General features: G+C 35.6%; 21 protein-coding genes. 4 read left to right on the forward strand and 17 right to left on the reverse strand.

Annotation, left to right across the window (positions count from 1 at the left end; all coding sequences use genetic code 11):
• Positions 1-10 precede the first annotated feature (10 nt).
• From AC4BC5_RS05195 to AC4BC5_RS05225, 7 genes are all read right to left on the reverse strand, one after another.
• Positions 11-949 carry an ATP-binding cassette domain-containing protein gene (locus AC4BC5_RS05195; RefSeq protein WP_490497103.1) on the reverse strand — a complete coding sequence of 313 codons (939 nt, stop codon included), beginning with the start codon at positions 947-949 and terminating at the stop codon, positions 11-13.
• Complete coding sequence (locus AC4BC5_RS05200) at positions 942-2021, reverse strand: ABC transporter ATP-binding protein (RefSeq protein WP_490497104.1); 1080 nt, start codon at positions 2019-2021, stop codon at positions 942-944. Before AC4BC5_RS05200 ends, AC4BC5_RS05195 begins: the two co-directional genes overlap by 8 nt.
• A gap of 11 nt (positions 2022-2032) precedes the next feature.
• On the reverse strand, positions 2033-2968 hold the full coding sequence (gene oppC / locus AC4BC5_RS05205) for an oligopeptide ABC transporter permease OppC (protein WP_490497105.1): 936 nt from the start codon (positions 2966-2968) through the stop codon (positions 2033-2035).
• A gap of 2 nt (positions 2969-2970) precedes the next feature.
• Positions 2971-4458, reverse strand: coding sequence for an ABC transporter permease (locus tag AC4BC5_RS05210; protein WP_490497106.1), 1488 nt, complete (start codon positions 4456-4458; stop codon positions 2971-2973).
• Positions 4459-4524: 66 nt separating this feature from the next.
• Complete coding sequence (locus AC4BC5_RS05215) at positions 4525-6507, reverse strand: peptide ABC transporter substrate-binding protein (RefSeq protein ID WP_490497107.1); 1983 nt, start codon at positions 6505-6507, stop codon at positions 4525-4527.
• A gap of 459 nt (positions 6508-6966) precedes the next feature.
• Complete coding sequence (locus AC4BC5_RS05220) at positions 6967-7572, reverse strand: DUF1054 domain-containing protein (RefSeq protein WP_490497108.1); 606 nt, start codon at positions 7570-7572, stop codon at positions 6967-6969.
• Between the two features lie 921 nt (positions 7573-8493).
• Positions 8494-8799, reverse strand: a complete 306-nt coding sequence (locus tag AC4BC5_RS05225) for a hypothetical protein (protein WP_490497576.1) — start codon at positions 8797-8799, stop codon at positions 8494-8496.
• Between AC4BC5_RS05225 and tnpA the strand changes: the two genes are divergently transcribed.
• Complete coding sequence (tnpA, locus tag AC4BC5_RS05230; protein ID WP_490497504.1) at positions 8774-9241, forward strand: IS200/IS605 family transposase; 468 nt, start codon at positions 8774-8776, stop codon at positions 9239-9241. The genes AC4BC5_RS05225 and tnpA overlap by 26 nt on opposite strands.
• Positions 9242-9614: 373 nt before the next feature.
• Entirely contained in the window at positions 9615-10271 is a 657-nt protein-coding gene (locus AC4BC5_RS05235; RefSeq protein ID WP_490497109.1) for a hypothetical protein, read from the forward strand.
• Between the two features lie 120 nt (positions 10272-10391).
• Here the strand turns inward: AC4BC5_RS05235 and AC4BC5_RS05240 are convergent, their stop codons facing one another.
• From AC4BC5_RS05240 to AC4BC5_RS05270, 7 genes are all read right to left on the reverse strand, one after another.
• Positions 10392-11360, reverse strand: coding sequence for a sodium:calcium antiporter (locus tag AC4BC5_RS05240; RefSeq protein ID WP_490497110.1), 969 nt, complete (start codon positions 11358-11360; stop codon positions 10392-10394).
• 72 nt (positions 11361-11432) lie between these two features.
• A complete protein-coding gene (locus tag AC4BC5_RS05245; protein ID WP_490497111.1) occupies positions 11433-12818 on the reverse strand; it encodes a PH domain-containing protein in 1386 nt (461 codons plus the stop codon).
• Entirely contained in the window at positions 12811-13299 is a 489-nt protein-coding gene (locus AC4BC5_RS05250) for a PH domain-containing protein (protein WP_490497112.1), read from the reverse strand. Before AC4BC5_RS05250 ends, AC4BC5_RS05245 begins: the two co-directional genes overlap by 8 nt.
• A gap of 15 nt (positions 13300-13314) precedes the next feature.
• Positions 13315-14124, reverse strand: a complete 810-nt coding sequence (locus tag AC4BC5_RS05255; protein ID WP_490497113.1) for an acyl-CoA thioester hydrolase/BAAT C-terminal domain-containing protein — start codon at positions 14122-14124, stop codon at positions 13315-13317.
• A gap of 268 nt (positions 14125-14392) precedes the next feature.
• Positions 14393-15286: a metallophosphoesterase gene (locus tag AC4BC5_RS05260; RefSeq protein ID WP_490497114.1), complete on the reverse strand. Its 894-nt coding sequence runs from the start codon at positions 15284-15286 to the stop codon at positions 14393-14395.
• A complete protein-coding gene (locus tag AC4BC5_RS05265; protein ID WP_490497115.1) occupies positions 15249-15662 on the reverse strand; it encodes an iron-sulfur cluster biosynthesis family protein in 414 nt (137 codons plus the stop codon). The genes AC4BC5_RS05260 and AC4BC5_RS05265 overlap by 38 nt, the downstream gene beginning before the upstream one ends.
• An 83-nt stretch (positions 15663-15745) precedes the next feature.
• Positions 15746-16327 carry a GNAT family N-acetyltransferase gene (locus AC4BC5_RS05270; RefSeq protein ID WP_490497116.1) on the reverse strand — a complete coding sequence of 194 codons (582 nt, stop codon included), beginning with the start codon at positions 16325-16327 and terminating at the stop codon, positions 15746-15748.
• Positions 16328-16453: 126 nt separating this feature from the next.
• Between AC4BC5_RS05270 and AC4BC5_RS05275 the strand changes: the two genes are divergently transcribed.
• Both AC4BC5_RS05275 and AC4BC5_RS05280 read left to right on the forward strand, forming a co-directional pair.
• On the forward strand, positions 16454-16900 hold the full coding sequence (locus AC4BC5_RS05275; RefSeq protein WP_490497505.1) for a YueI family protein: 447 nt from the start codon (positions 16454-16456) through the stop codon (positions 16898-16900).
• A 15-nt stretch (positions 16901-16915) separates the two neighbouring features.
• Complete coding sequence (locus AC4BC5_RS05280) at positions 16916-17323, forward strand: hypothetical protein (protein ID WP_490497117.1); 408 nt, start codon at positions 16916-16918, stop codon at positions 17321-17323.
• A gap of 169 nt (positions 17324-17492) precedes the next feature.
• On the opposite strand, the gene gshAB is transcribed toward AC4BC5_RS05280, so the two are convergent.
• The 3 genes from gshAB to AC4BC5_RS05295 form a co-directional block, all read right to left on the reverse strand.
• Positions 17493-19754 (reverse strand): bifunctional glutamate--cysteine ligase GshA/glutathione synthetase GshB, encoded by a 2262-nt coding sequence (gene gshAB, locus AC4BC5_RS05285; protein WP_490497118.1) that lies wholly within the window; start codon positions 19752-19754, stop codon positions 17493-17495.
• A gap of 312 nt (positions 19755-20066) precedes the next feature.
• On the reverse strand, positions 20067-21299 hold the full coding sequence (ftsY, locus tag AC4BC5_RS05290; protein ID WP_490497119.1) for a signal recognition particle-docking protein FtsY: 1233 nt from the start codon (positions 21297-21299) through the stop codon (positions 20067-20069).
• A gap of 13 nt (positions 21300-21312) precedes the next feature.
• The gene (locus AC4BC5_RS05295) at positions 21313-22122 is read right to left on the reverse strand and encodes a Cof-type HAD-IIB family hydrolase (protein ID WP_490497120.1); all 810 of its coding nucleotides are present in this window, start codon (positions 22120-22122) and stop codon (positions 21313-21315) included.
• Positions 22123-22129 lie beyond the last annotated feature (7 nt).

The following is a 22129-nucleotide window of genomic DNA, read 5'->3' on the forward strand; positions in this document are numbered from 1 at the left end:
CACTTTTATCCTAATTTTTAACAGCTGCGCGATAACCTGCTAATTCCAGTGCATTGCCATAAACATAATGTCCTGGTTTTACTTCTTCAAAACTTGGTTTATCTTTGGAATAATCGTGCATATTTGGATTATAAACAACTAATTTTTTCTTACGAGCTAAAATCGGATCTGGAATTGGAACAGCAGATAATAGAGCCTTCGTATATGGATGTAACGGATTCAAGAATAACTCTTCTGTTTCTGCTAACTCTAAAATTCGACCTGCACGGATAACAGCAATTCGATCTGAAATAAAACGCACAACAGATAAATCATGGGCAACAAAGAAATAGGTTACATCATCTTCAATTTGTGATTTTTTCAATAAGTTTAAAACTTGAGCACGAATCGACACATCTAAAGCTGAAATAGGTTCATCCGCTACGACAAGAGACGGCTCCATGATTAAAGCACGAGCAATCCCAATCCGTTGACGTTGACCACCAGAAAATTCATGTGGGTATCGATACATATGCTCTGGCAACAAACCAACTTGTTCAATCAATTGTTCAACTTTCTCTAAACGTTCTTCTTCACTTTTAAACAAGTTAAAATTATATAAACCTTCAGAGATAATATATTCCACAGTTGCACGCTCATTTAAAGAAGCCGATGGATCTTGAAAAATCATTTGAATTTTACGAATTTTGTCTTCTAGTTCTTTTTTCGTCAACTTGCCATTGATTCGTTTTCCTTCAAAGAGAATATCCCCATTGCTTGTTTCATTTAAACCAACAATTGCACGTCCAATTGTGGTCTTCCCAGAACCTGATTCACCAACTAGAGAGAAAGTTTCTCCTTTGTAAATATCAAAATTGGCATCTTGTACGGCAACAAATTTTTTCTTACCTTCACCAAAAGTAATTTCTAAATCTTTAACCGATAAAATGACTTCTTTTTCTTTAGACACGAACTTCCCCTCCATCATTTCCTTCAGTTACTTCTGTTAATGCAACTAATTTTTCATGCAACCCTTGAATAATTTCTGGCTTTTCAGCTTTTGGCGCACGCGGATCAAGTAACCATGTTTTAGCAAAATGTGTGTCAGTCACTTGAAACATAGGTGGTTCACTATCAAAGTCAACTTGCATTGCATATGAGCTTCGGGGTGCAAAGGCATCTCCTTTAATTTCTTTATATAAAGAAGGTGGCGTACCTGGAACTGAATAGAGTTCATCGCCTTTTTGACCCAATTGTGGTAAGGATGATAACAAACTCCATGTATAGGGATGACGTGGATCATAGAAAATTTCTTCTACTGTTCCAGTCTCAATAATTTGTCCTGCATACATAACAGCAACTTTATCTGCAATCGCTGCTACTACCCCTAAATCATGTGTAATAAAGATAGTGGTAAATTTATATTCTTCTTGTAATTCACGAATGAGTTCTAAAATCTGAGCTTGAATAGTTACATCTAAAGCGGTTGTTGGTTCGTCACAAATTAAAATTTTTGGACGACAAGCCAAGGCAATGGCAATAACAATACGTTGACGCATCCCACCAGAATATTGAAAAGGATATTCATCATAACGTTTATCAGCATTAGGAATTCCTGTACGATCCATTAAATCAATCGCCATTTTTTTCGCTTCTTTAGGTGTTTTCCCTTGATGTTTGACGATAACTTCAGAAATTTGAGAGCCAATTGTTTTAATTGGGTTTAAAGAAGTCATCGGATCTTGAAAAATGGTCGCAATTTCTTTTCCGCGAATCCCGTCCCATTCTTCATCTTTTTTCAATGCCGCTAAATTTTTATCTTGATAGTCGATGGTGCCACTTGTAATTGAACCGTTTGCTTCTAGCATACCCGTAAATGTTTTGGTAAGCACAGATTTCCCAGAACCTGATTCACCAACAATGGCTAGTGTTTCTTGTTCTTTCAATTCAAGCGAAACATTTCGAATTGCACGTAGTTCTCGGTTACGTACTTTAAAGCTTACAGAAATATTTTCAGCTTTTAAAATTGTTTTTTTCTCCATAGTGTGCCTCCTTACATATGTGTTCTTGGATCAGCAGCATCCGCCAAGGTCTGTCCAACAATGTAAAGAGAAACAGAAACTAAGGCTAACACAGTAACTGGAATCCAAAATAGATACGGATAGTTGCTCATATTATTTGTGTACTCTGAGATTAATTTACCTAATGATGGAACATCTGCACTTAAACCCACACCTAGGAAAGATAAGAACGTTTCATATGAAATGAACGCTGGTAAAGATTGTGAGACATTCGTTACAATAATTGATGTCAGATACGGCAAGATATTACGGACAATCATTCGTATCGTTGGCGTCCCTAATGTTTTTGATGCTAAGTTGTACTCACGGTCACGCATAATCATTACTTGAACACGGATGAAATAAGCTGTACTAAGCCAACCAGTGACACACATCGCAAATATTAAATTCCAAAAACCACTACCAAATGTGTAAGACAATACAATGATGATTAACAATTGCGGTACATTCGTAACCACATTGTAAACTTCTAACATGACGCGGTCGACTTTTTTAGAGGTTCCCCAAATTGCACCGACAATAACACCAATTAAGGTAGTGATTAAAGTTGCTAAGACACTAATTGAAATTGATGTTTTAGCGCCTGCCCAAACAGCATCAAACAGAGACATCCCATTTTTATCTGTACCAAACCATTCTTGCATGCTTGGTGGATTGTAACGTTTTGAAAAGTCATTAATATCATCTACGTTCATAAAATCATAACCACTAAACATCGGTTGAATGAAAGACATTAATAGAATAGCCACCATTAAAATCAGCATTGCAATTGCTACTTTGCTAGAAAAAAACTTTCTTCCTACTGAACGCCAATAAGAATATGTGGGTGTATCAATTTTTTCCGAAGTTAGGGAATCCGTTGAAACAAAACTAAAGCCATCATTGATTTTCTTTTCTGAAGTTTCCACGTTTATTTCCCTCCTTCTGATAGATTGATTCGTGGATCAACCATTGCCATTGCTAAATCACCGATTAAAACAGAAGTAACTGCTACGGTTGTAAAGACAAATACAATTGCCATGACAACTGGGTTATTATGTGCTTGAATAGCATCGGGTAACATTTTACCCATACCAGGTGCGGCAAAAATAGTTTCAGTCATTGTTGCCCCAGTAATTGCTCCAATAATACTCATTGGAATTTGGTTAACAATTGGAATTGCTGCATTTTTAAAGATATGTTTGCGGGCAATTTCTCGTGAATTCAAGCCTTTTGCTTTAGCAAATTTTACGTAATCTGCTGATTGTTGGTCAATCATGTACCGACGAATCCAAATAATAATATTTGAAATCGACAATAAGCCTAAAATAATGGTTGGTAAGATATAGGAACGAATATCACCTGCGCCAAAGGTTGGGAATGAATCTGGCAAGCCAAATAGACGACTACCAATAAAACGGAAGAAATAAATGAACGCTAAACTTGGAACAGAAATTAAGACCGTGACTAAGCCAATCCCCATTTTATCAGGTAATTTTCCTTTAAAACGAGCCATAAACATTGCCAAAGGAATCCCAATTCCATAAGCAAGTAAGACAGCAATTACACCCATTCTAAAAGAAATACCAATCATTGATGGGTCACGGTAATTTTTGTCGGTATGAGCATAATTATCGCCATACAATTTTTTATCTCTTGCAGATAATTTACTCGTCATTTGATACTGTCTTGAATAAACATCAACAGAAGAACGTGATGTTTTGCCATCAGCGAAAGTGACTTCTTTACTATCTGATTTTCCTTGTCCACCACCGATGACGTCTGTTACGTTACGTCCGGCAAACGTTGGATAAGAGACACCTAAATCTAAGTGCACGATATTTTGGTGAATATACGGGAATTCTTTATCAAAATAAATTTGATATTTATATTGTGTTCCCGAACCGACTAGAGCCAGTCCTGCCAATTCATCGTTGGTAATACGTAGGGAGCGTTTCATATCCGGATTATCCGGATCTTGCACCTTCCATGGATGATCAATTTGTAGCATGTTAGCATAAAAACGATACACGCGTTTTGGTAACGGAATGTCTTTGATTGCGTAAAATGACTTACTTAAAGGAAATTGTTTTAACTCCCAATCATTTTCTTCTGACCAAGCTTCAAGAACTTTTTTATTTGCTGCTGTTGGTTCTCCAGTAACTTCTGGATAGTCCTTTTTAACAGTATCAACTAGTTTTTTCGAATTATAATATTCGATATATCCCATCTTACTAAACGCTGTATTTTCATACTCTGCCAATTCATCAGGTTTTCCTTTTAATTTTCCGTATTGAATGTCATCTTGGAAGACTGCTCTACGGGGAACTAACGTATAAATAATCGTATAAGTTAGTGTCGTTACTAGGAAAATACTGAGGATTGATCGTAATATCCTAAATAAAAGGTATCGCTTCAAATTACTTCCCCTACTTTCTAATATGTAAGTAAAAAAGGCTCAAAAGCCTTTTTTACTTGTGATAAACTATTCTGCTGTTTCTTGTGATTTTGCTTTTTCTTTTTCCCATTCAGCGCGTGCTTTATCATATTGTTCTACAGTTACAGCACTGTCTTGAATTTCAATATATTTCAATTTGTTTTCAGCAATTCCTGCCCAACCATCTGGTTTTGTGTAAGGAACCACATTAGTTACACGAGGTACACCCTCATCTGCATAGATTGGAATTTGGATTGCGCTGTTTAACAACCATGCTTCAGCATCAGCATATTTTGTATAACGTTCATTATCATTATCAGTAATCGCAGATGCGTCATCTAACAATGCATCATACTCGCTTAATTTAATACTGTCTTTCGCAGCAGTTGATGGATCTTTTCCTTCAACAATTTGTGATCCTTCTAGACCTAGTGTTTTCAACATATCGCCCTTACGTGAATCATAAATATTTAAATAAGTGGATGGATCGACAAAGTCAGGACCCCAACCAGAAGCATTAGAAATATCAAAGTCACCTGCTTCACCAGTTGTTGCTTGGTAAGTCGCTGCTAAATATTTATCTTGATTTAACAATTGAATATCAATAACAACATTGTCTTTTCCTAGAGAAGACTCAATCGTATTTTTCAATGATTTTGCCATATTCACGTTTGTTTCTCTTGTTTCAGCTTCTGGCATATCTAAGTGAATTGGGAATTCAACGCCATCTGCTTCTAATTCAGCTTTCGCTAAATCCATATATTTTTTCGCTTTTTCAGCATTGTAATAAGCATCATGACCTTCGGCTAAGTCAACATCACCAAAAGCATCGGGATCAAGCGCTTTTAGTTTCTCTTCAACAGTTTCGCCATAAGGTTTACCATCAATTGAGATAAATTCTGTTGGAATTAACGTATTACGTAAAGAAGTTTTTGCTCCTTCTTCCCCAACATTTTGTGCATTATAAGATGTTTTATCAAAACCAAATAATACAGCTAAACGGAAGTTACGGTTACGAATTGCTTTTTGAGTATCTTCTTTTGCTTTATCCGTTGTTTTTGAAGTTGCATCAAATGTACCACGGTTAAAGTTAAACGTCATATTAAACGTAGAACCACCTGTATCTGACCAAGTAATAGCATCTGGATATTCAGCTACAACATCTTTATAGCCAGCTGAGTTTGGATAAACACGAGCTGCTGTCAATGTACCATCTTGGTAAGCTTTAAATAGACCATCTGGATCACTACCATCATTATATGTCCATTTTACAGTATCAATGTGTAAATTATCTAAATCCCAATAAGATTCATTTTTGTCATATTCAATCACAGATTTTGCTGTGTTGTTTACTAAGATAAATGGACCATTGTAAAGAATACCATCTGGTTGAGGTTTTCCGAAATCATCACCTTTAGATGTTAAGAATTCTTCATTAATTGGGTACAAAATACCATAAGTTGTTTTTGAATTCCAGTAAGATTCTGGTTGATTCAATGTATATTCTAAAGTGTAATCATCTACAGCTTTTACACCCACTGTAGAAAAGTCATCTGTTTTTCCTGAAACGTAATCAGATAATCCTGAGATACTGTCTGCCACAATGTATAATGTTTCTGAGTTTTTCTCTACTGCATGTTTTAAACCAGTAACGAAATCATGCGCTGTTACTTCAGCTCCATATTCATTGCCTTCGCTGTCCATCCATTGGACACCTTCACGAATATGATACGTATAAGTTAAACCATCTTCACTAACTTCCCATGATTCAGCCATGGCTGGTACCAAGTTTCCATAACGATCATTTTCTAGTAATCCTTCGACAAAGTTTGTATAGTGATCACTATTTGTTTTACGTTGAGAAACGGTATAATCCAATGTTTCTAAATCAGTCGCAAATACAGTATTGTATTCTTTAACTAAATCACTGCTTTCACCAGAACTACCCTCTTTTTTATCCCCTCCGTTACCGCATGCGCCAAGCACAAACGTACTAACTAAAAGAGCTGTCAAAACCTTACTTTTTTTCATGTACACTCCTCCATTTTTTCTTTTTTACTCAATTATTCTCTGCAATCCTCTTACAACCAGCAATTGTCAGAAAATTAAATCAAGTATTGAGAAAATGATACAGAACTTTTTTTTAGTCGTCAACTTTTTTTAATAATTATTTATCAATCTATATACCTAATTTTAATCATTCTAGTCATTTTTTAATAAAAGGGGTGTTTTGTGTTAATTCAGCAGAAATTTGTGAAAAAACTAAATTGATTTTCAATAATTTTTTTGACGTAGTGAGTAGTTTTCTATCTCTTTTGATCTTAAGACGCTGGATACTTAAGGCGATGAATTCTCACGCAAAGAATGGCGGTGTAACATATTTCACAATCATTTATTTTTCCTATAGTTAGAATATGACAGGTGCATAAAAAGTGGCTGTTCAGCAGCTTCTCATAAGCCAAGCGTGTGAGCATTTTTCACTGTTTCTTTTCACTCTATTTTTAGCCCGCTATACATCTCTAGTAATAAATTATATGTTTCGAGCATATAGTCTCGTGCTTCTTTTGGTTTTTGCCATAAAGTACTCTTTTTGGGAATAACACGACCAATTTGTAATTCACTTTTTTTTACTTTTTTCAAGCGTTCTAACGCCTTCTCCATAGAATCACCAGTCAGAGGTTCATAATCACTAACCGTATGATCTGTATTTAACATCATATCTTCTGGAAACTGTTTCCACCATTCTGGATGGGCCAGCAAGCGCTCAGCCATTTCTTCTTTGCCTTTAGGCTGATCAATAATCGACAGCCACATAAAGACATACTCTGGGAAAATCCCCAGTTGAAAGTGGGCTTCCATTTTGTAGCCACGTTTTTTACGACTAATTGCTGACCAGGTATTTTCTGGTGGGTGTACACTGCGGCGACGATGTTGCGCGATATGAATAAATAGCTCGTCATCCGTTTTAGGTGTTAGTTTTTCTTTAAAATATTCATTTAATTCTTGAAAAATCGGCTGAATTTCTGCACGAATCGCTACCATCCGTTCATCTAATCCTGCAACTTCAAAGACATCAAAACTTTTTTCAGTAAACATTACTTGTCCTCCTTATCCATCCCAACACTTATTTTCTCTAAAAGAATCTTAAACTGTCAAATTATTAAGATGCGATTGACTATTTCTTCTGATAAAATTTTTTTATCTGGATAAAGTAAGACTATCCAAATATACTTTAAGTACCCACTAGGGATAACATTCAGAATTTTTTTGAAGTATGATCTAGTACTATAACATTTCCTAATTTTTAACAGGATACTCACATACTTTTTTGTATATGTCTTAGAAAATAATGAAGACAATGTCTATTTTATCTGTTTTATTCTTTAAAAACTTATTAATAAGTTTTTTGGTTCGTTGTAATTATTTATCTTACACCTTGTTTTTATGTAACACTTTTCAACAGAAATCAAAACAAAATCCACCTAAAATACAGGACGACTTTAGGTGAATTTTGTCTTTTCGTATGAATATACTATTTAACGTATAACATATTCTTTGGAAGTCTAAATAAGTAATCACACATCCAATTTACTGTTTATTATTTTTATATAGATGACGCTCGTTTATCCTATATCCAATAATACCAATCAATACTGCAATAGCAGAAATTGTCAAATCATAGATAGTTATATCGTGGAATCTAAGAATAGGTGAAACGAGTGTGACAATACTAAATAAAAACATCCGTTCACTTTTATGAGGATTAGATTCATAAGTCATACTAGTCCACTTTACATTAATTATATGATTACGTAATAAATATTTCCAAAAAACAACTAAAATAACAATTGTTATAATTAGAAAAACGACTGCTGTTATGCCATAGTATTTCATTTGTTGTATTAGAGAAGATATAATTAACAAAAGTACATACAGTACAATTAATCCTACATAGCGCTTCTTTCTATTAGTAATCATTTTTACACCATCTCCATTTTTAAATACGCTAATCGAATATTACGATGCTTTCCAGGTAACATGATCTAAGTACATATATACAGCACCTTTTGAAGGATGTGCTTTTATTGCTGAAATAGCTTCTGTACAACGATTTCTAAATCCACTCAGACCTAGACCAACAAAACCACCCACAATCCCTCCAGGTATACCACCTAATGCTCCACTAAGAATTGCAACTGCATTTCCAACAGTCCCCATACCATAAGATTGATTTAATACTGAAATTAGGTTCTTACCATCAGCTTTGGATGTACATTTAATCTTAATTCCAATATATATAACTAATGAAAGTTTATCACACACGAGATGGAGATGTAAGTATCACATTGTTTTTGTACCAAAGTATAGACGACAAGTGATTTATGGAAAGTATAAGAAAAGTATAGGGGAGATTATCCGAACATTATGTGAAAGAAAAGGAGTGGAGATTATCGAAACAAATGCGTGCAAAAATCATATCCACTTACTCGTAAGCATCCCACCAAAATATAGTGTGTCAGGCTTTGTAGGCTATCTAAAAGGCAAGAGCAGTTTAATGATTTTTGACAGACATGCGAATTTGAAGTATCGATATGGGAATCGAAAATTTTGGTGTAGAGGGTATTACGTGGATACAGTAGGGAGAAATAAGAAGCAGATTGAAGAATATATTCGGAATCAAGTACAAGAAGCTTATGTAGCCAATCAGCTAACACTGTTTGAAGAGTATGATCCGTTTACAGGACAACAAAACAAGAAGAAATGAAAGAGATTTTTTAAGGATCCGTGAGTAAAAGTGGTGCAAGTGAGAAACCTTTCAGAAAGCCTTTTAGGCTATGACCGGTAAAAGAGGCTTTCAGCCGAAGAACAAACCTCCAGTTCACACTGGAGGTTTTGATTACTTGATAACAGAACATTTTTTTGAAAGACATCAAAACTTTTTTCAGTAAACATTACTTGTCCTCCTTATTCATCCCAACATTATAACGCAGTTTATTTCGTTTCAACAACTTTTACAATAAATTAAAAGCCATAGAAAACGTTTTAATTTCAAAGTGAAATTATATTGACAAGAAAATAAAGAAAGCGTATCTTGTATAATAAATTACAGTTTTAATGAAATGGATTGGGGGAAAAAAATGATTGATATTTTATTTATCGGTCCATTAGGATGGGAAACAAGCGTTTGGAAAAAGCTAACTAACAAATTAAATAATATGACACTAGAATACATCTATTATTGCAATAGTACTCTTGATACATTAAATACCTTAGAAGACTTTATAAATCAAATTGATGAAATTCTAGAGAGAATTAATGATGAGACGGTGTTAATTGCATCTTCTTTTGGCACAATGATATTATTGAAATACCTCACTTTAAAACCTTTAAACAATAAAATTATTTTTGTAGATGGTTTTCAACAGTTTCCATTGAAAGAAGATTTAGTTACTCATTTTTCTATGCGTATAGAAAATTTTTCTAATCAAAATACCTACTTGAATTCCATGCTGGATAACACTGAAAGACAAGATAATGAATTAGTTAAAATTGTACTGGATAATATAGACTCAAACAATACAGTAACAACTTCTAACGCTAATTATCTAAAAAGTTTAACTTTGTTCGCAGGCGAAAATCCCATCCATTTATTAAATAAGATAGAAACAAAGAATTGTTTTGCATTTAGTTCTCTTCCTTTGGATAACATATCTATACAGTTAATAAGTGCTAATGATCATCTTCTGATGTTAACTAATCCAGATAAACTAAATAATATTTTATTTCATAGTTAAACCTTCCATGTCATTGGGCGAAAACAGACAATTTTCGCCCAATATTTTTTATTATTTAAGACACAAAATGTATATCATTAGTCTCTAATAAATTTGTATTTTTATCACTAATTTCATCACTTACAACAAAAGTAAACTTGCAAGAATATAGACAGCATAACTCGCAATTAAAACAATTCCTTCCCTTTTGCTAATCTGATGTTTATTGGAATTAAAGATAAATGCTAGAAAAATCAACACGATGAGTAATAAACTGGGAAATTGCAGATAAAAATTTTCCGGCGAGAAGTATAAACCATCTGCTAAAATACTACCAATGCCCAAAACAACTAGAATATTTAAGATATTAGCACCAATGACATTGCCTACTGCTAAATCGCCTGCGCCTTTTCTTGTTGCATGGTACATGGTCGATAACTCTGGAGCATTTGTAACAAAAGCAATGACTGTTGCAGAAATAATACCTTCTGATAAACTAAAACGTTGCGCTAAAATATCAATAATCGGAACTATAATGCCTGCACCTAAACTAATTAAGGCGATAAAGATACATAATTTGAATAACGAAAGAAAAAAATTAGCTTGTACAGCCGAAGTTTGAGTCGTCACGGCTGTTTTAGTTTTAAAGGTAAACCATAAATAAAGAGGAGTTAAAAGTAAAAAGAAGATGCCCGCAATTTGCGGTAATTGAGACGTTGGTGAAAGAAAAGTGAATAAGAAGACTAGAAAAACTAAACTACTGAAAAAGAGTGTCTTGTAGGTGACTAAACGAGAAATTGGAACAACACCTGTTAAAGCTCCGATTCCAACAATAATACTCAAATTTGTAATCATCGACCCCATTGCATTTCCTACCGCAATGTCGGGACTATGCTGATTGACAGCTACAACGGTTGTCGCCAATTCTGTTATGACTGTTCCAAACGCAACAATTGTCGCACCTGTTGCGATTTCTGAGATTTGTAGTTTACGACTAATTTCCAATGCTTGATCAATCATGCGATCTGCAGAACTGGAAATCAGCCATAAACATCCTAAAAACAATCCCACGAGAACAATACTTGGAACTTGAAAAAGAATGTTTGTCATAAGAAAACCTCCCTTTTTCTTTTATTTTCTCTAAAAAAAGGGAGAGCTGTCAAGTTATTAAGATGACATTTGCTATTTTTTCTGATAGAATGCTTTGATTTTAGAAAGATCCTCTTTGTCAAGGTAACGCAGACTTAGACTTGCTATTGATTTATTCGTTTTGACAAATAAACGAACATGATAAATTTCTTTCAAATATAACCATCTACTTGTTTCTTCAGATAAAGCTTGAATTTTTGTACGTTCCACAAAAGTTTGAATTTTTGTAAAAAAGAAATAGCGTTGCATACAAAGCTGCTGTTTCACTATCATGTATCCTTGATAATAGCTATTTAAACTTTCAATTAGTAACCAACTGATTAGAACTAAAAGACTGATTATACTGAGCCATGGACGAATAAAAAATACGCCAATACTGATAGGGAGCAAAACGATTAATGGTCGTCGTAAAAAATACCATTTTTTATGACGAGCAGTGTAAGCTAACGCTTCTTTTTGAAAATGCCATTCTGGTAACAGCCTACTTAATACTTGGGAAAGCTCTTTTTCACGAACGATTGGCAGTAAAAACACTTGCTTTATCTCATCGCCTTCTTCTTGGCCACCAGCCAGGAGTAACTCAACTGAAACTAAACCAAATATTTTACGTAAAACCTGTTGATGAATTTGTATGCCTTGAATTTTAGTTAAAGGAATTTTTTGTGTTTTACGTTCCAATAAACCACTTTCAAGTGTCAGTGTCTCTTGCTGGCGTGTCACACAAAAGCGATAATACAAGAGCATATTTTTAATAACTGATAATACCGACACTAGAAGTAGCACACTGCCACCAGCAAGGAGGACTGTTAGCCATCCTGCTTGCAAAAATTGTTCTCCTATCGTCAGTAAACGATTGGCCCAACTATCAGGTAAAATCTGATCAAAAAAAGCTACTACTGCAAAAAAAGTAGCAAAAACACTTAAATTTGTTACACTAAATACTAAAATTTGATTCGCTGCTATCTCATAAACATCGGTTGCTTTTATCTCTCTTTGACGGTTGCGTAGCGCTTCTAATTGTTGAACAACTGCTTCAGGAACGGCAGTTAGAACAGCTTCCGCTTCGGTACTACTTCCGCCTGCTGTTTCCACAGAAACACGAACAACATGAAATGGCCGAAAGAAAAACCATTGTTGTTGCTTTAATGTTTGTATGCGTTCATAAGGAATAATCGTTTCCTTTTTGTTCCAAATACCTGCATAAACCACTAATGAATCGGTCGTCATTTTATAATACTGAGTGAAATATTGTAAACTAGCTCCCCCGCTGATGAGTAAAAATAAACCGATACACCACCAAATTATGGGTAAATCCCGCCAACCGATTAATGCTAGAACAATTGGTAAAACCAAACCTTTTAATTGTTGAAAAAATGCGATAATCCATGAAAGTGGGTGATAACGTCGTTTTTCAGACATCTTCTTTCGCCACCTTCACCAACGCAATGATTTGCTTTCTTAGTTCTTGCGCTTCTGTAATGTCTAAACCTGCAAGACGATGAGTGGTTGCTGCCGTATGAATCATCAATTCAATTAAATTTTCTTGTCTTAAAAAGGGCCCTTGTTCTGTTTCAATATGCTGAATACGACTGATTGGTACAATAGTTGTTGAACGAAAAAAATACCCTTTTTGAAAAGCTACCTCTTCATTCGTAATTTCATAACGATAAAAGGTATAACGATAGGGGATTAAAACCAAACTGGTTAGTGCGCTAATCATGATTAGAATGACTCCACCAATACTAGCAATCAGCCAATAGTTATTCCAAAAATCAAACCAATTTAAGCCAAAACAACTAATAATAAGAAGTACTAACAGGATACCACTCGTTACAAAAATCGTTTTGCGCCAAACTCGTTTAATTCGCACAGGCAATTGATTGGGTAACAATACGTACATTTTTCCACCTACTTTTTAGTATACATGCCACTTGGCTAATTTCTTTGCTATGATCTCATTCATAGAATATGTTGCATATAAATTCCCATCATAAGTTCCACCTTGCATCCGTTTATTTGAAAAAAGATGCCCGGCTTCTTCAAATACATGCAATTCAACTGATTTAGCCCGAATAGCATTATCCGCCAGTATCGTTCCCATCTGAGCACTAGGCCAAAATAAATCTTCTTTTCCCGCAAACAATAACAGATTGCCCTTGAATGCCGAGCTGTCAATTCTAGCTTCTGGCACTTGACGATTCGCTATAAATTCGTAGTCAAACATGGTGTTTAACAAAGAACTTTTACCAATATATTCTTTCAACCTCATTCGCCAGGTAAAATGAATAGAAGGCAACGGTTTGCCATGTAACGTCCATGCTGGTTGATAATTTTCTCCTGGATAAATATATGCTGTAGGAGCGACAAGAATCAGATTAGAAATCACTTGAAAATGATTTGCTAAGATAAGTGCTAATTCAGAACCACGTGATGCGCCAACAATGGTCAATGGATACGAAGCTTCAAATTGTTCTGAAAATTGAATAACATGTGAGAAAAACTCTAACGGTATACGAGCCAATTTCGGAGGTAAAGTTTCTTTACCAAAATAATATATCGCTAAAACACGATAGCCTTTCTTAGCAATTTGATAGGCTTGTTCAAATAGACAATCGCCTTCTGCCGTTCCTAAAGTAATGATTACTCCACGGCGACTCTTTTCAGGTATAAAACAATAACCACGTATCGATTGATACGCTACTTTTTTGATTTCTACTTCCATCATACGAACCCCTTTACAACCAACATTTTCAAATAACCGTTTTCATTTTATCAAATAATAAAGCCCTTTCGCAAGCACTACCAAAAGAAACAGGTTGCCATCGTCCAACGGTTTATTAAAAATGTGGATTAACGCAACTGCTAAAATGAACATACATATTGGCCTTTTCAAATACCCTCGCTATAGTTAGTCTTTCGCTTAATCTTAAATTTCAATAAAACACTAGAACCCTATCGAAATCGGATTCTAGTGTGACTTTTCATATAGATTTTTAATACTCAATTACTGTTAAGCTCCGTTGAAATTCCTCTAATAAATGGCTTGCTTTATAGCTATCAAACGCATCTTGATTTCTTCTTAGCACCCCACGCATCTTGGTTGGGTTAAACACTTCAGCTAATTGATTTTCTAAGACAAACTCTCGCGTTAATTGCCATTCAAAATAATAACCAAATGGGCGGCAATGGTACTTGGTTTCACCGATTATTTGTGTACCAAAGCGACGATGCGTATGGCCAAAAACAACATGTTCGATATTAGTAAATTCATTGAGCGTCTCGCCAAATGCTTTTGAACCTAAAAAAGCATTTAGATGATTCCAACGAACATATTTGCCAGTGTGCTGCACGATAAAATTTTCTTGGGGCACAAAATGCGTGGCTAAAACAATTTGTTTTTCTTTAGGAATTGTGGCTAAGACGTGAAACAAGCGTTCACAAACGCGTTGACTAATTTCTGGGTCTGTGCCTTGGCGATGAATCATTCGATCATACCAAAATAAATTTTTTAAACGGACAATTTCCTGCCTATCTTCCATATCTGAAAATTGGTAATCATACCAACCATTTACACCTAATAGAACTTTTTGTTCGGATAACGCTAGGGTCTTAAAGTTTAAAAAAAAGGGATTAGCGAAATCCTCAAAATCTTGTTCTTGTGTAATATCTGCCATTTCATGATTTCCCCAGTGAAAGGTTGTTGGTATCACTTCATTAAAAAAATCAACAACCGCCAATGCACGGTCTACTTTATTAGCAGTATCGCCGGCTAAATGCAGGCGAGAAATTTGTTGTTCCTCTAAATAATGGCGTAAATGGGCTAAATCAGTTGTAGTCAAATGATTGATATCAGCATGAAGATCCGTTACGATAGCTAGCTTGTTCATTTAATCTTCCTTCTTTTAAATCCATCCGTTTCATCGGTACGTTGGCAGCTAACACACCACTGTTAGAGGTTAGCTGTATACGTTGATACGCAGTTTCCATACTAATTTTTGTTTCTTTATCTAAATAACGCTCAGACGTTGATTTGATATAAATCGTTCCTAATTCAGTCGCTAAACGATCATCATAGACAGCTAATTCTGATTCAGGAAATTCTTCTGGTACAAACAATATTCGAAAATTAGGATACAGTTGACAGGAGGCACCCGATTCCACAAATGGTCCAATGGCGTCTTCAAAATCTAATAAAATCCGATCACCCTCTTGACGAATCATGTTCATTTTTTCTTGAGCTGCTTTTGTCACAGATAGTTTCATTTTTGTCGCCTCTTTCTTAATAAATCACTGGAGATCAGTTTCTTACTATAAGTATACGTCAAAACGAGACCGCTTGTATTAGATTACGCTTCTAAGGCTTTTTTTCGTTTTTGCCATTGGGTTCGAGTAATACCATATGTCACTATATCACTCACTTTTCCGTGAATTCTTTGTGCTTCATAAACGGTACTTTCTTTGGTCATGCCAATTTTTTCCATTACACGACCAGATTTAGGGTTTTTCAAATCGTGGATTGCTAAAATTCGAAGCAGCTGGAGTTGATCAAAACCGAGCGCTAACAGCACTTCCGCTGCTTCTGGAACTAATCCTTGTCCCCAATAAGCTTTGTTAATAGTATAACCAAGTTCAGCTGTATCATTTTTCGTATTTATGCGTAAATCAATCGTTCCAATCATTTTATGATTTTCTTTATATTCAATCGCAAATTTACCAAATGGATCCGCCATAAAAAACGAAGCAATAATTGCTTGTGTTTCGTCAATTGTTTGATGTGTTGGAAAGACAAATGTAGTTGTTTCTTTATCACTTGCATACTCAAACATATCTTTAGCATCTGCCAATGTTAAGGGACGCAAAAGTAAACGCTGGGTCTCCAATACTTGATTTTTTGCTAAAACGACAGAATGATTTATTTGATTTTCCATACAATCTCCTCCTTTATAATCTCTCTATTATAGCGCATTTCATAAAAGGTACAACTGCTTGTGAATAATACAACTTATTTTAAGTTCTATGTTATAATAGATAAAACAACCTGCCTAGGAGGAATGATGATGACCGACGAGCTACAAAAACATCTAGACAATGGTCTCTACGGCGTGCCATTACTCAAACCCGACGAGCAACGAAAATACCTAGGTACTTTTCGTGAGCGTTGCTATCTTAGTATGACCATTTCTCAAATGAAAAAAACACAAAATGAAGACACTCTTCGAAAACATCTGAAAGAGTACCCGAACAGCAAAATCTTAATTAACGGGAAAGTCCCCGAATCAGTTCAGCAGGCATATATTCAATTAGCATTGAAAGCTGAGCTCCCCTTCACTGTTGTTGCTACAGAAGAACCTTACCAAAATGACAGAATTGGTTTACTGGTTGTTGCTAAAACAGCAGTCAACGAAAAAACCATTGATATAGAAAAAAAATTTACTGTTGCCCCTAGTCAGAAACAATCAACACCTAAAAAGGAACCATTTTGGCAAAAACTTTTTCGTTAAAAGGAGGAATGGCTTATGTCTACACCATCATACAATGAATTAAAAAAGGAATTGGTTACTGCTCTTGATATTCATATCGATTTGTTAAAAGATACATCCTTGATTGAACCTGAACATTTAGATGGTATTATGTTTATGATGCGTAGCTTTGGTTTCATGCTTGATCGTGCACCAAAAGTCTTACTTGAAGAAGATCCTGAAGAAATGAATTTCCTAATGTTTCAATATTATAGTCTACTAAGTGAACTGAAGCATAATTTAATTTTAAATTACCCAAATACCACCTTACAAAATCGCTCCTTAATTGACATTGTTCAAATTTTCCCAACAACCTATGAAAAAGATATGAAATTGTGGTGGGAACAACTAACAGGTTTGCACGTTGACGATAGCAAACAAACAATGTCTTTGGATATTAACTAAGCAGTGATTAGGATATCAACATACGCAAGGAACAATTGTTAAACAAGGTAACCAGGCAGAACTAGAACAACTAAACGGCCTCTATGCCAAACTTCATCAAAGTCAATTTAAAGAATAAACACCAACAAAAAGTCGATAGTCTATGAGTGAATCATGACTACCGACTTTTTTACATTACTTCTGGAAATAATAACTTTAAAACATCCATCGTTAAACGACGACTTTGACCTTGATACGAATACATATGCATGTGCATTGCTGGATTAAAATTAGCTTCAATAATCCCATAAGCACCCGGTTCATCGGCTGGACGGTTTTTGTCTGGAATAATTAAATCAATCCCACAAATCACGGCACCTAGTGCTTCGACAGCCGCTGCTGCTACTTTTTGATAATCTTCTGGAATTTCCTGTGTCATATCAATGGAGTCGCCACCCGTACTAATATTTGAGTTTTCACGTAAATAAACAATGGTTCCCGCTTCAGGGACAGCGTCTACTGTATACCCTTGCTCTTTTAACATGAGTTTTTCAATACTACCTAATTGAATCAACTCGAGCGGTGCACGATGGTCAGTCCCACGTAACGGATCTTCATTTTTCTTGGCAACTAATTCTTCAATCGTATGCACCCCATCGCCTTTAACATTTGCTGGCACACGTAGCATAATCGCTTTTGTTTCTCCAGCTAATACAAAGAAACGGTATTCTGTTCCTGGTAAAAATTCTTCCACTAAAATGGAGGTATCTTCTGAAAAGGCAATTTCTACCGCTTCTTGGTAGTCTTCAAAAGAAGCTCCTTCTTTAAAAATAGAAATACCTAATCCATAATTCGTTGTTTTCGGTTTGACAACAAAACCTTGCTCGGCGAATTCTGCATAGCCTTGTAATGCAGCTTGTTTGTCATCAAATTCACGGCCCGCAGGCACACGGAAACCGGCACTTGCCAAAACTTTTTTAGTAACCGTTTTGTTTGCCATGATTAATGGAACAATGTAGTTATCTTTACTTGTCATATTGGCATTTTTCACATATTCTATTTTGTCACCTGCTTTTAATTTCAAAAATTGGTCACTTTCATCAAGAACTTCAACTTGAATTCCTTTTTGAATCGCATCAAACAATAAAATCTGTGTCGATAATTCCATGCCACGGAAGCCAGCTAGTTGATATGGTCGTTCCCAAGCATGGTCATGATAGTGCTTGCCGTATGTCACTGCTACTTCTTTTTGACTCGTTTGTTGACTAGCTAGATACAAGCATCCTGCTAATGTTTTTTCAGGAGCTACCAATTTTTCTTCTAAATCCACAATTAAATTCTTAGAAACAGGTAGAGATAATTTGTCAATAAATGCCGCAAATTCTGACACCAATTCGCGTGCCTCTTCGATAAAAATGGTTGGTTTTAGTGGGTGTTCTAACGAGACAATCTTTTCTTTTTCGTCTCCTTCTGCTACCCAAGCATCCGCATCTGCGCCTTCATCCTTCCATAATAAAAACAATAAGAAGACATGTAAAAATTCGACTTGCAGTTCACTAATTCCATATTTTTCAAAAGGATTTAAATCAATGTTACGCAGTTCAATGTAACGAATACCTGCATCTGCTAAGTCGGCTACTTTTTTACCTCCACGTAAACGAACGGGCGCATAAAATTCTTTTTCTTCTGACAGTTTTCCCTCTTCCACCATACGATCAATATCCGCTAAATAGGCTTGAATCGTCGCATAGGTTACTTGGACATCTTCATGATTTTTATACCCGTAAATACTGTTGCGAATGCTACGAACAGGTTCTTTGGGGCCTTTTTCATCTACGAAGTAACGGGCTTCACTAGTTGGTGTTGCCCCAAACAGATACGTAACTAACCAACGATAATGTAAATAATTGCGTGTCACTTTTAAATAAATATCGGTTTTAAATTGTTGGTAATCGGTTGTCTCGGTCTGTGCCTCAAATAATTTACGAATCAATGTATCACTAAATTCAAAATTAAAATGAATCCCGCTGACCATTTGTTTACGGCGACCATAAGTTTTCGCCAAATAACGACGATATAAAACATCTTCAAAGTTATCTAACTTTGCGATAATAATTTCTTCATCTTTTTCTGGTAATGCTGGCGGCATACTTAACGGCCACAACATTTCCTCTGCATCCATTGATCGATAGGCAACATCGTGAATTGCTGCTAGATAGCGAAATAGCTCTGGAATACTTTCTGTTACTGGTGTAATTAATTCCATTTGTGTTTCAGCGAAATCTGTCTGAATATAGGGATGATGTGTGCGATTTCCTAATTTATTAGGATAGTCTGTCGTAACTAAATCCCCTGTTACTGTCACACGTTGACTTTCTTTCTCCATACCATACCGAACTTTTAGTAAATAAGGCTGGAGTTCTTTTTTTTCTAAAATTTGTTGAATATTCATAAGTAAGTTTCCCTTCTTTCGAACAATGCATTATCCGTATTATATCAACAACTGAGGAGACTTGCTTACTTTTTGTCTCTTTTTGTAAAAATTATCAAGTAAAAAAGACAGCAAAATTTTCGAGGAATGCTAAAAAAGTCTTGATTTTCAATTTTTCGAAAATCAAGACTTTTTATTCTTCCCACTTAGGTTACAACAACCAGCATAAAAAGGAACGAACCCCTTAATAAGCTGCTTTTAAGTGATTTTTAAAATTCACAGGTAACACCAATAACAGCATGGTTAATCTTTAACTTTTTAGCTGTCTTTTAGTTAGGCTTCTTCTTGCAACAGCTCTTTGAATAGTCCGACCACAAAATCATTGGGATTAAATGGCTCTAAATCATCGATTCCTTCACCTAAACCGACAAGTTTCACAGGCAGGTGCAATTCGTTACGGATAGCTAACACAATCCCACCTTTGGCTGTGCCATCCAGTTTAGTTAAAACTAAACCAGTCACATCCGTTGTTTCCTTGAACTGCTTGGCTTGTGTCATCGCATTTTGTCCCGTTGTCGCATCTAAAACAAGTAGCACTTCATGAGGAGCTTCAGGATCCACGCGTTGAATGATTCGCTTAATTTTATCTAACTCATTCATCAGGTTGACTTTATTTTGTAGTCTTCCTGCCGTATCTACTAAAAGCACATCAGCATTTTCTTCTTTGGCACGTTGCATCGCATCGAAAACGACCGCAGCTGGATCACCACCTGCTTTCCCACGAACCACTTCAACTTGCGCACGTTCGCCCCAAACAACTAATTGGTCAATCGCGCCTGCACGGAAAGTATCCGCTGCAGCGAGTAAAACTTTTTTCCCTTGTTTGCGGTATTGGTTTGCTAGTTTTCCAATGCTCGTCGTTTTCCCAACGCCATTGACTCCAACAAATAAGAAGACTGATAACCCATTTGGTTGGAGATTCAATTCATTGACTTCATTCAAGCCCTCTTCCTCATATAAATCGACTAGTTTTTCAATAATCGCATTTTGAACAGCGCCTGGTTTTTTCGCGTTACGCAACTTCACTTCTTGACGTAATTCATCCGCAATTCGCATAGATGTTTCAAAACCAACATCGGCACTAATTAATGTTTCTTCCACTTCTTCAAAGAAATCTTCATCGACAGAACGGAAATTCGCAAACAATTCATTCATTCGTTGCTTAAAGGTTTTACGTGTTTTTTCCAAGCCTTTATTGTATTTTTCTTGCGTAGCAATCGGTTCTGAAACAGGTTCAGGTGTGACTACTTCTGTTATCTCTACTTCTTCAATAGTTTCGATTGGTTCTTGAACGATTTCAGAAATTTCCTCGATAGTTTCTTCTACTTCGGCAATTTCTTCCACTTCAGCTTCTGGTGTTTCTGTCAGCTCTGTTATTTCCTGAGTCTCTTCAGCCACGAGATCCTCAGCATCTTCATCGACTTGCTCAATTTCTTCCACTTCTGGTTCTTGCTCTTTTTCTTTGTCACGAATAAAGGCGCTCTTAATCTTATCAAATAACCCCATATTTTTTCACTCCTTATCGTAATACGTATTTTTCAACGACTTTAGCAACACCATCTTCTTCATTTGAAGCGGTCACTACATCCGCAATTTCTTTCACTCTTGGAATCGCATTGGCCATTGCAACACCGATTCCTGCATATTCAATCATTGGTAAATCATTTTCTTCATCACCAATACACATTACTTCAGCTTGTTTGATACCCAAATCTTTGGCAAGTAATGAAATTCCATACGCTTTGGTGATTCCTTTTGGCATAAATTCCAATAAATTCTCACGCGTTTTAATCACTTCATATTTTTCGCGAACGGCTGTTGGGATTTTTTGAATTTGCTGATCAAGATACTCTTGATGGTAAGCAACAACCACTTTATTATACAAACGGTTTGCTGGTAAATCCGCTACTTTTGCTGTTTCACGATGCAATAATGGTGAAAGCTCAGGATAGATGGTTTTATGATTTTTTGATGGATCTAAAACAATCACCGTATCATGTGACAACACATCCATTGGTAAATCCAATTCTTCGGCTAAAGCAACCAATGCTTGAACGTCAGCAACTTCTAAAGTCGCTCGTTCCATCACTTCACCAGTATCATTTTTTTGGACTAAGCCACCATTAAAAGTAATGCTATAATCTCCTTCATCTTGTAATGCTAATTCATGTAAAAAAGACTCAATCGCACGTAAAGGACGACCAGTGCATAAGACAATTTTTACACCTTGTGCTTTAGCCTGCTGTAAAGCTTGTTTGTTTCGTGCGGAAATGCGTTTTTGTCCATCGAGTAACGTTCCATCTAAATCAATTGCAATTAACTTAATCATCAGTATC

Source organism: Enterococcus sp. AMC2644, assembly GCF_058216475.1.

Coding starts and splice junctions, on each gene's coding strand:
- AC4BC5_RS05275 (WP_490497505.1), top strand. CDS start 16,454: ATGATGACCGACGAGCTACAAAAACATCTAGACAATGGTCTCTACGGC.
- AC4BC5_RS05200 (WP_490497104.1), bottom strand. CDS start 2,021: ATGGAGAAAAAAACAATTTTAAAAGCTGAAAATATTTCTGTAAGCTTT.
- AC4BC5_RS05265 (WP_490497115.1), bottom strand. CDS start 15,662: ATGAAACTATCTGTGACAAAAGCAGCTCAAGAAAAAATGAACATGATT.
- AC4BC5_RS05245 (WP_490497111.1), bottom strand. CDS start 12,818: ATGTCTGAAAAACGACGTTATCACCCACTTTCATGGATTATCGCATTT.
- AC4BC5_RS05270 (WP_490497116.1), bottom strand. CDS start 16,327: ATGGAAAATCAAATAAATCATTCTGTCGTTTTAGCAAAAAATCAAGTA.
- AC4BC5_RS05255 (WP_490497113.1), bottom strand. CDS start 14,124: ATGATGGAAGTAGAAATCAAAAAAGTAGCGTATCAATCGATACGTGGT.
- ftsY (WP_490497119.1), bottom strand. CDS start 21,299: ATGGGGTTATTTGATAAGATTAAGAGCGCCTTTATTCGTGACAAAGAA.
- AC4BC5_RS05250 (WP_490497112.1), bottom strand. CDS start 13,299: ATGTACGTATTGTTACCCAATCAATTGCCTGTGCGAATTAAACGAGTT.
- AC4BC5_RS05235 (WP_490497109.1), top strand. CDS start 9,615: ATGATTGATATTTTATTTATCGGTCCATTAGGATGGGAAACAAGCGTT.
- AC4BC5_RS05280 (WP_490497117.1), top strand. CDS start 16,916: ATGTCTACACCATCATACAATGAATTAAAAAAGGAATTGGTTACTGCT.
- AC4BC5_RS05260 (WP_490497114.1), bottom strand. CDS start 15,286: ATGAACAAGCTAGCTATCGTAACGGATCTTCATGCTGATATCAATCAT.
- gshAB (WP_490497118.1), bottom strand. CDS start 19,754: ATGAATATTCAACAAATTTTAGAAAAAAAAGAACTCCAGCCTTATTTA.
- AC4BC5_RS05215 (WP_490497107.1), bottom strand. CDS start 6,507: ATGAAAAAAAGTAAGGTTTTGACAGCTCTTTTAGTTAGTACGTTTGTG.
- AC4BC5_RS05295 (WP_490497120.1), bottom strand. CDS start 22,122: ATGATTAAGTTAATTGCAATTGATTTAGATGGAACGTTACTCGATGGA.
- AC4BC5_RS05240 (WP_490497110.1), bottom strand. CDS start 11,360: ATGACAAACATTCTTTTTCAAGTTCCAAGTATTGTTCTCGTGGGATTG.
- AC4BC5_RS05220 (WP_490497108.1), bottom strand. CDS start 7,572: ATGTTTACTGAAAAAAGTTTTGATGTCTTTGAAGTTGCAGGATTAGAT.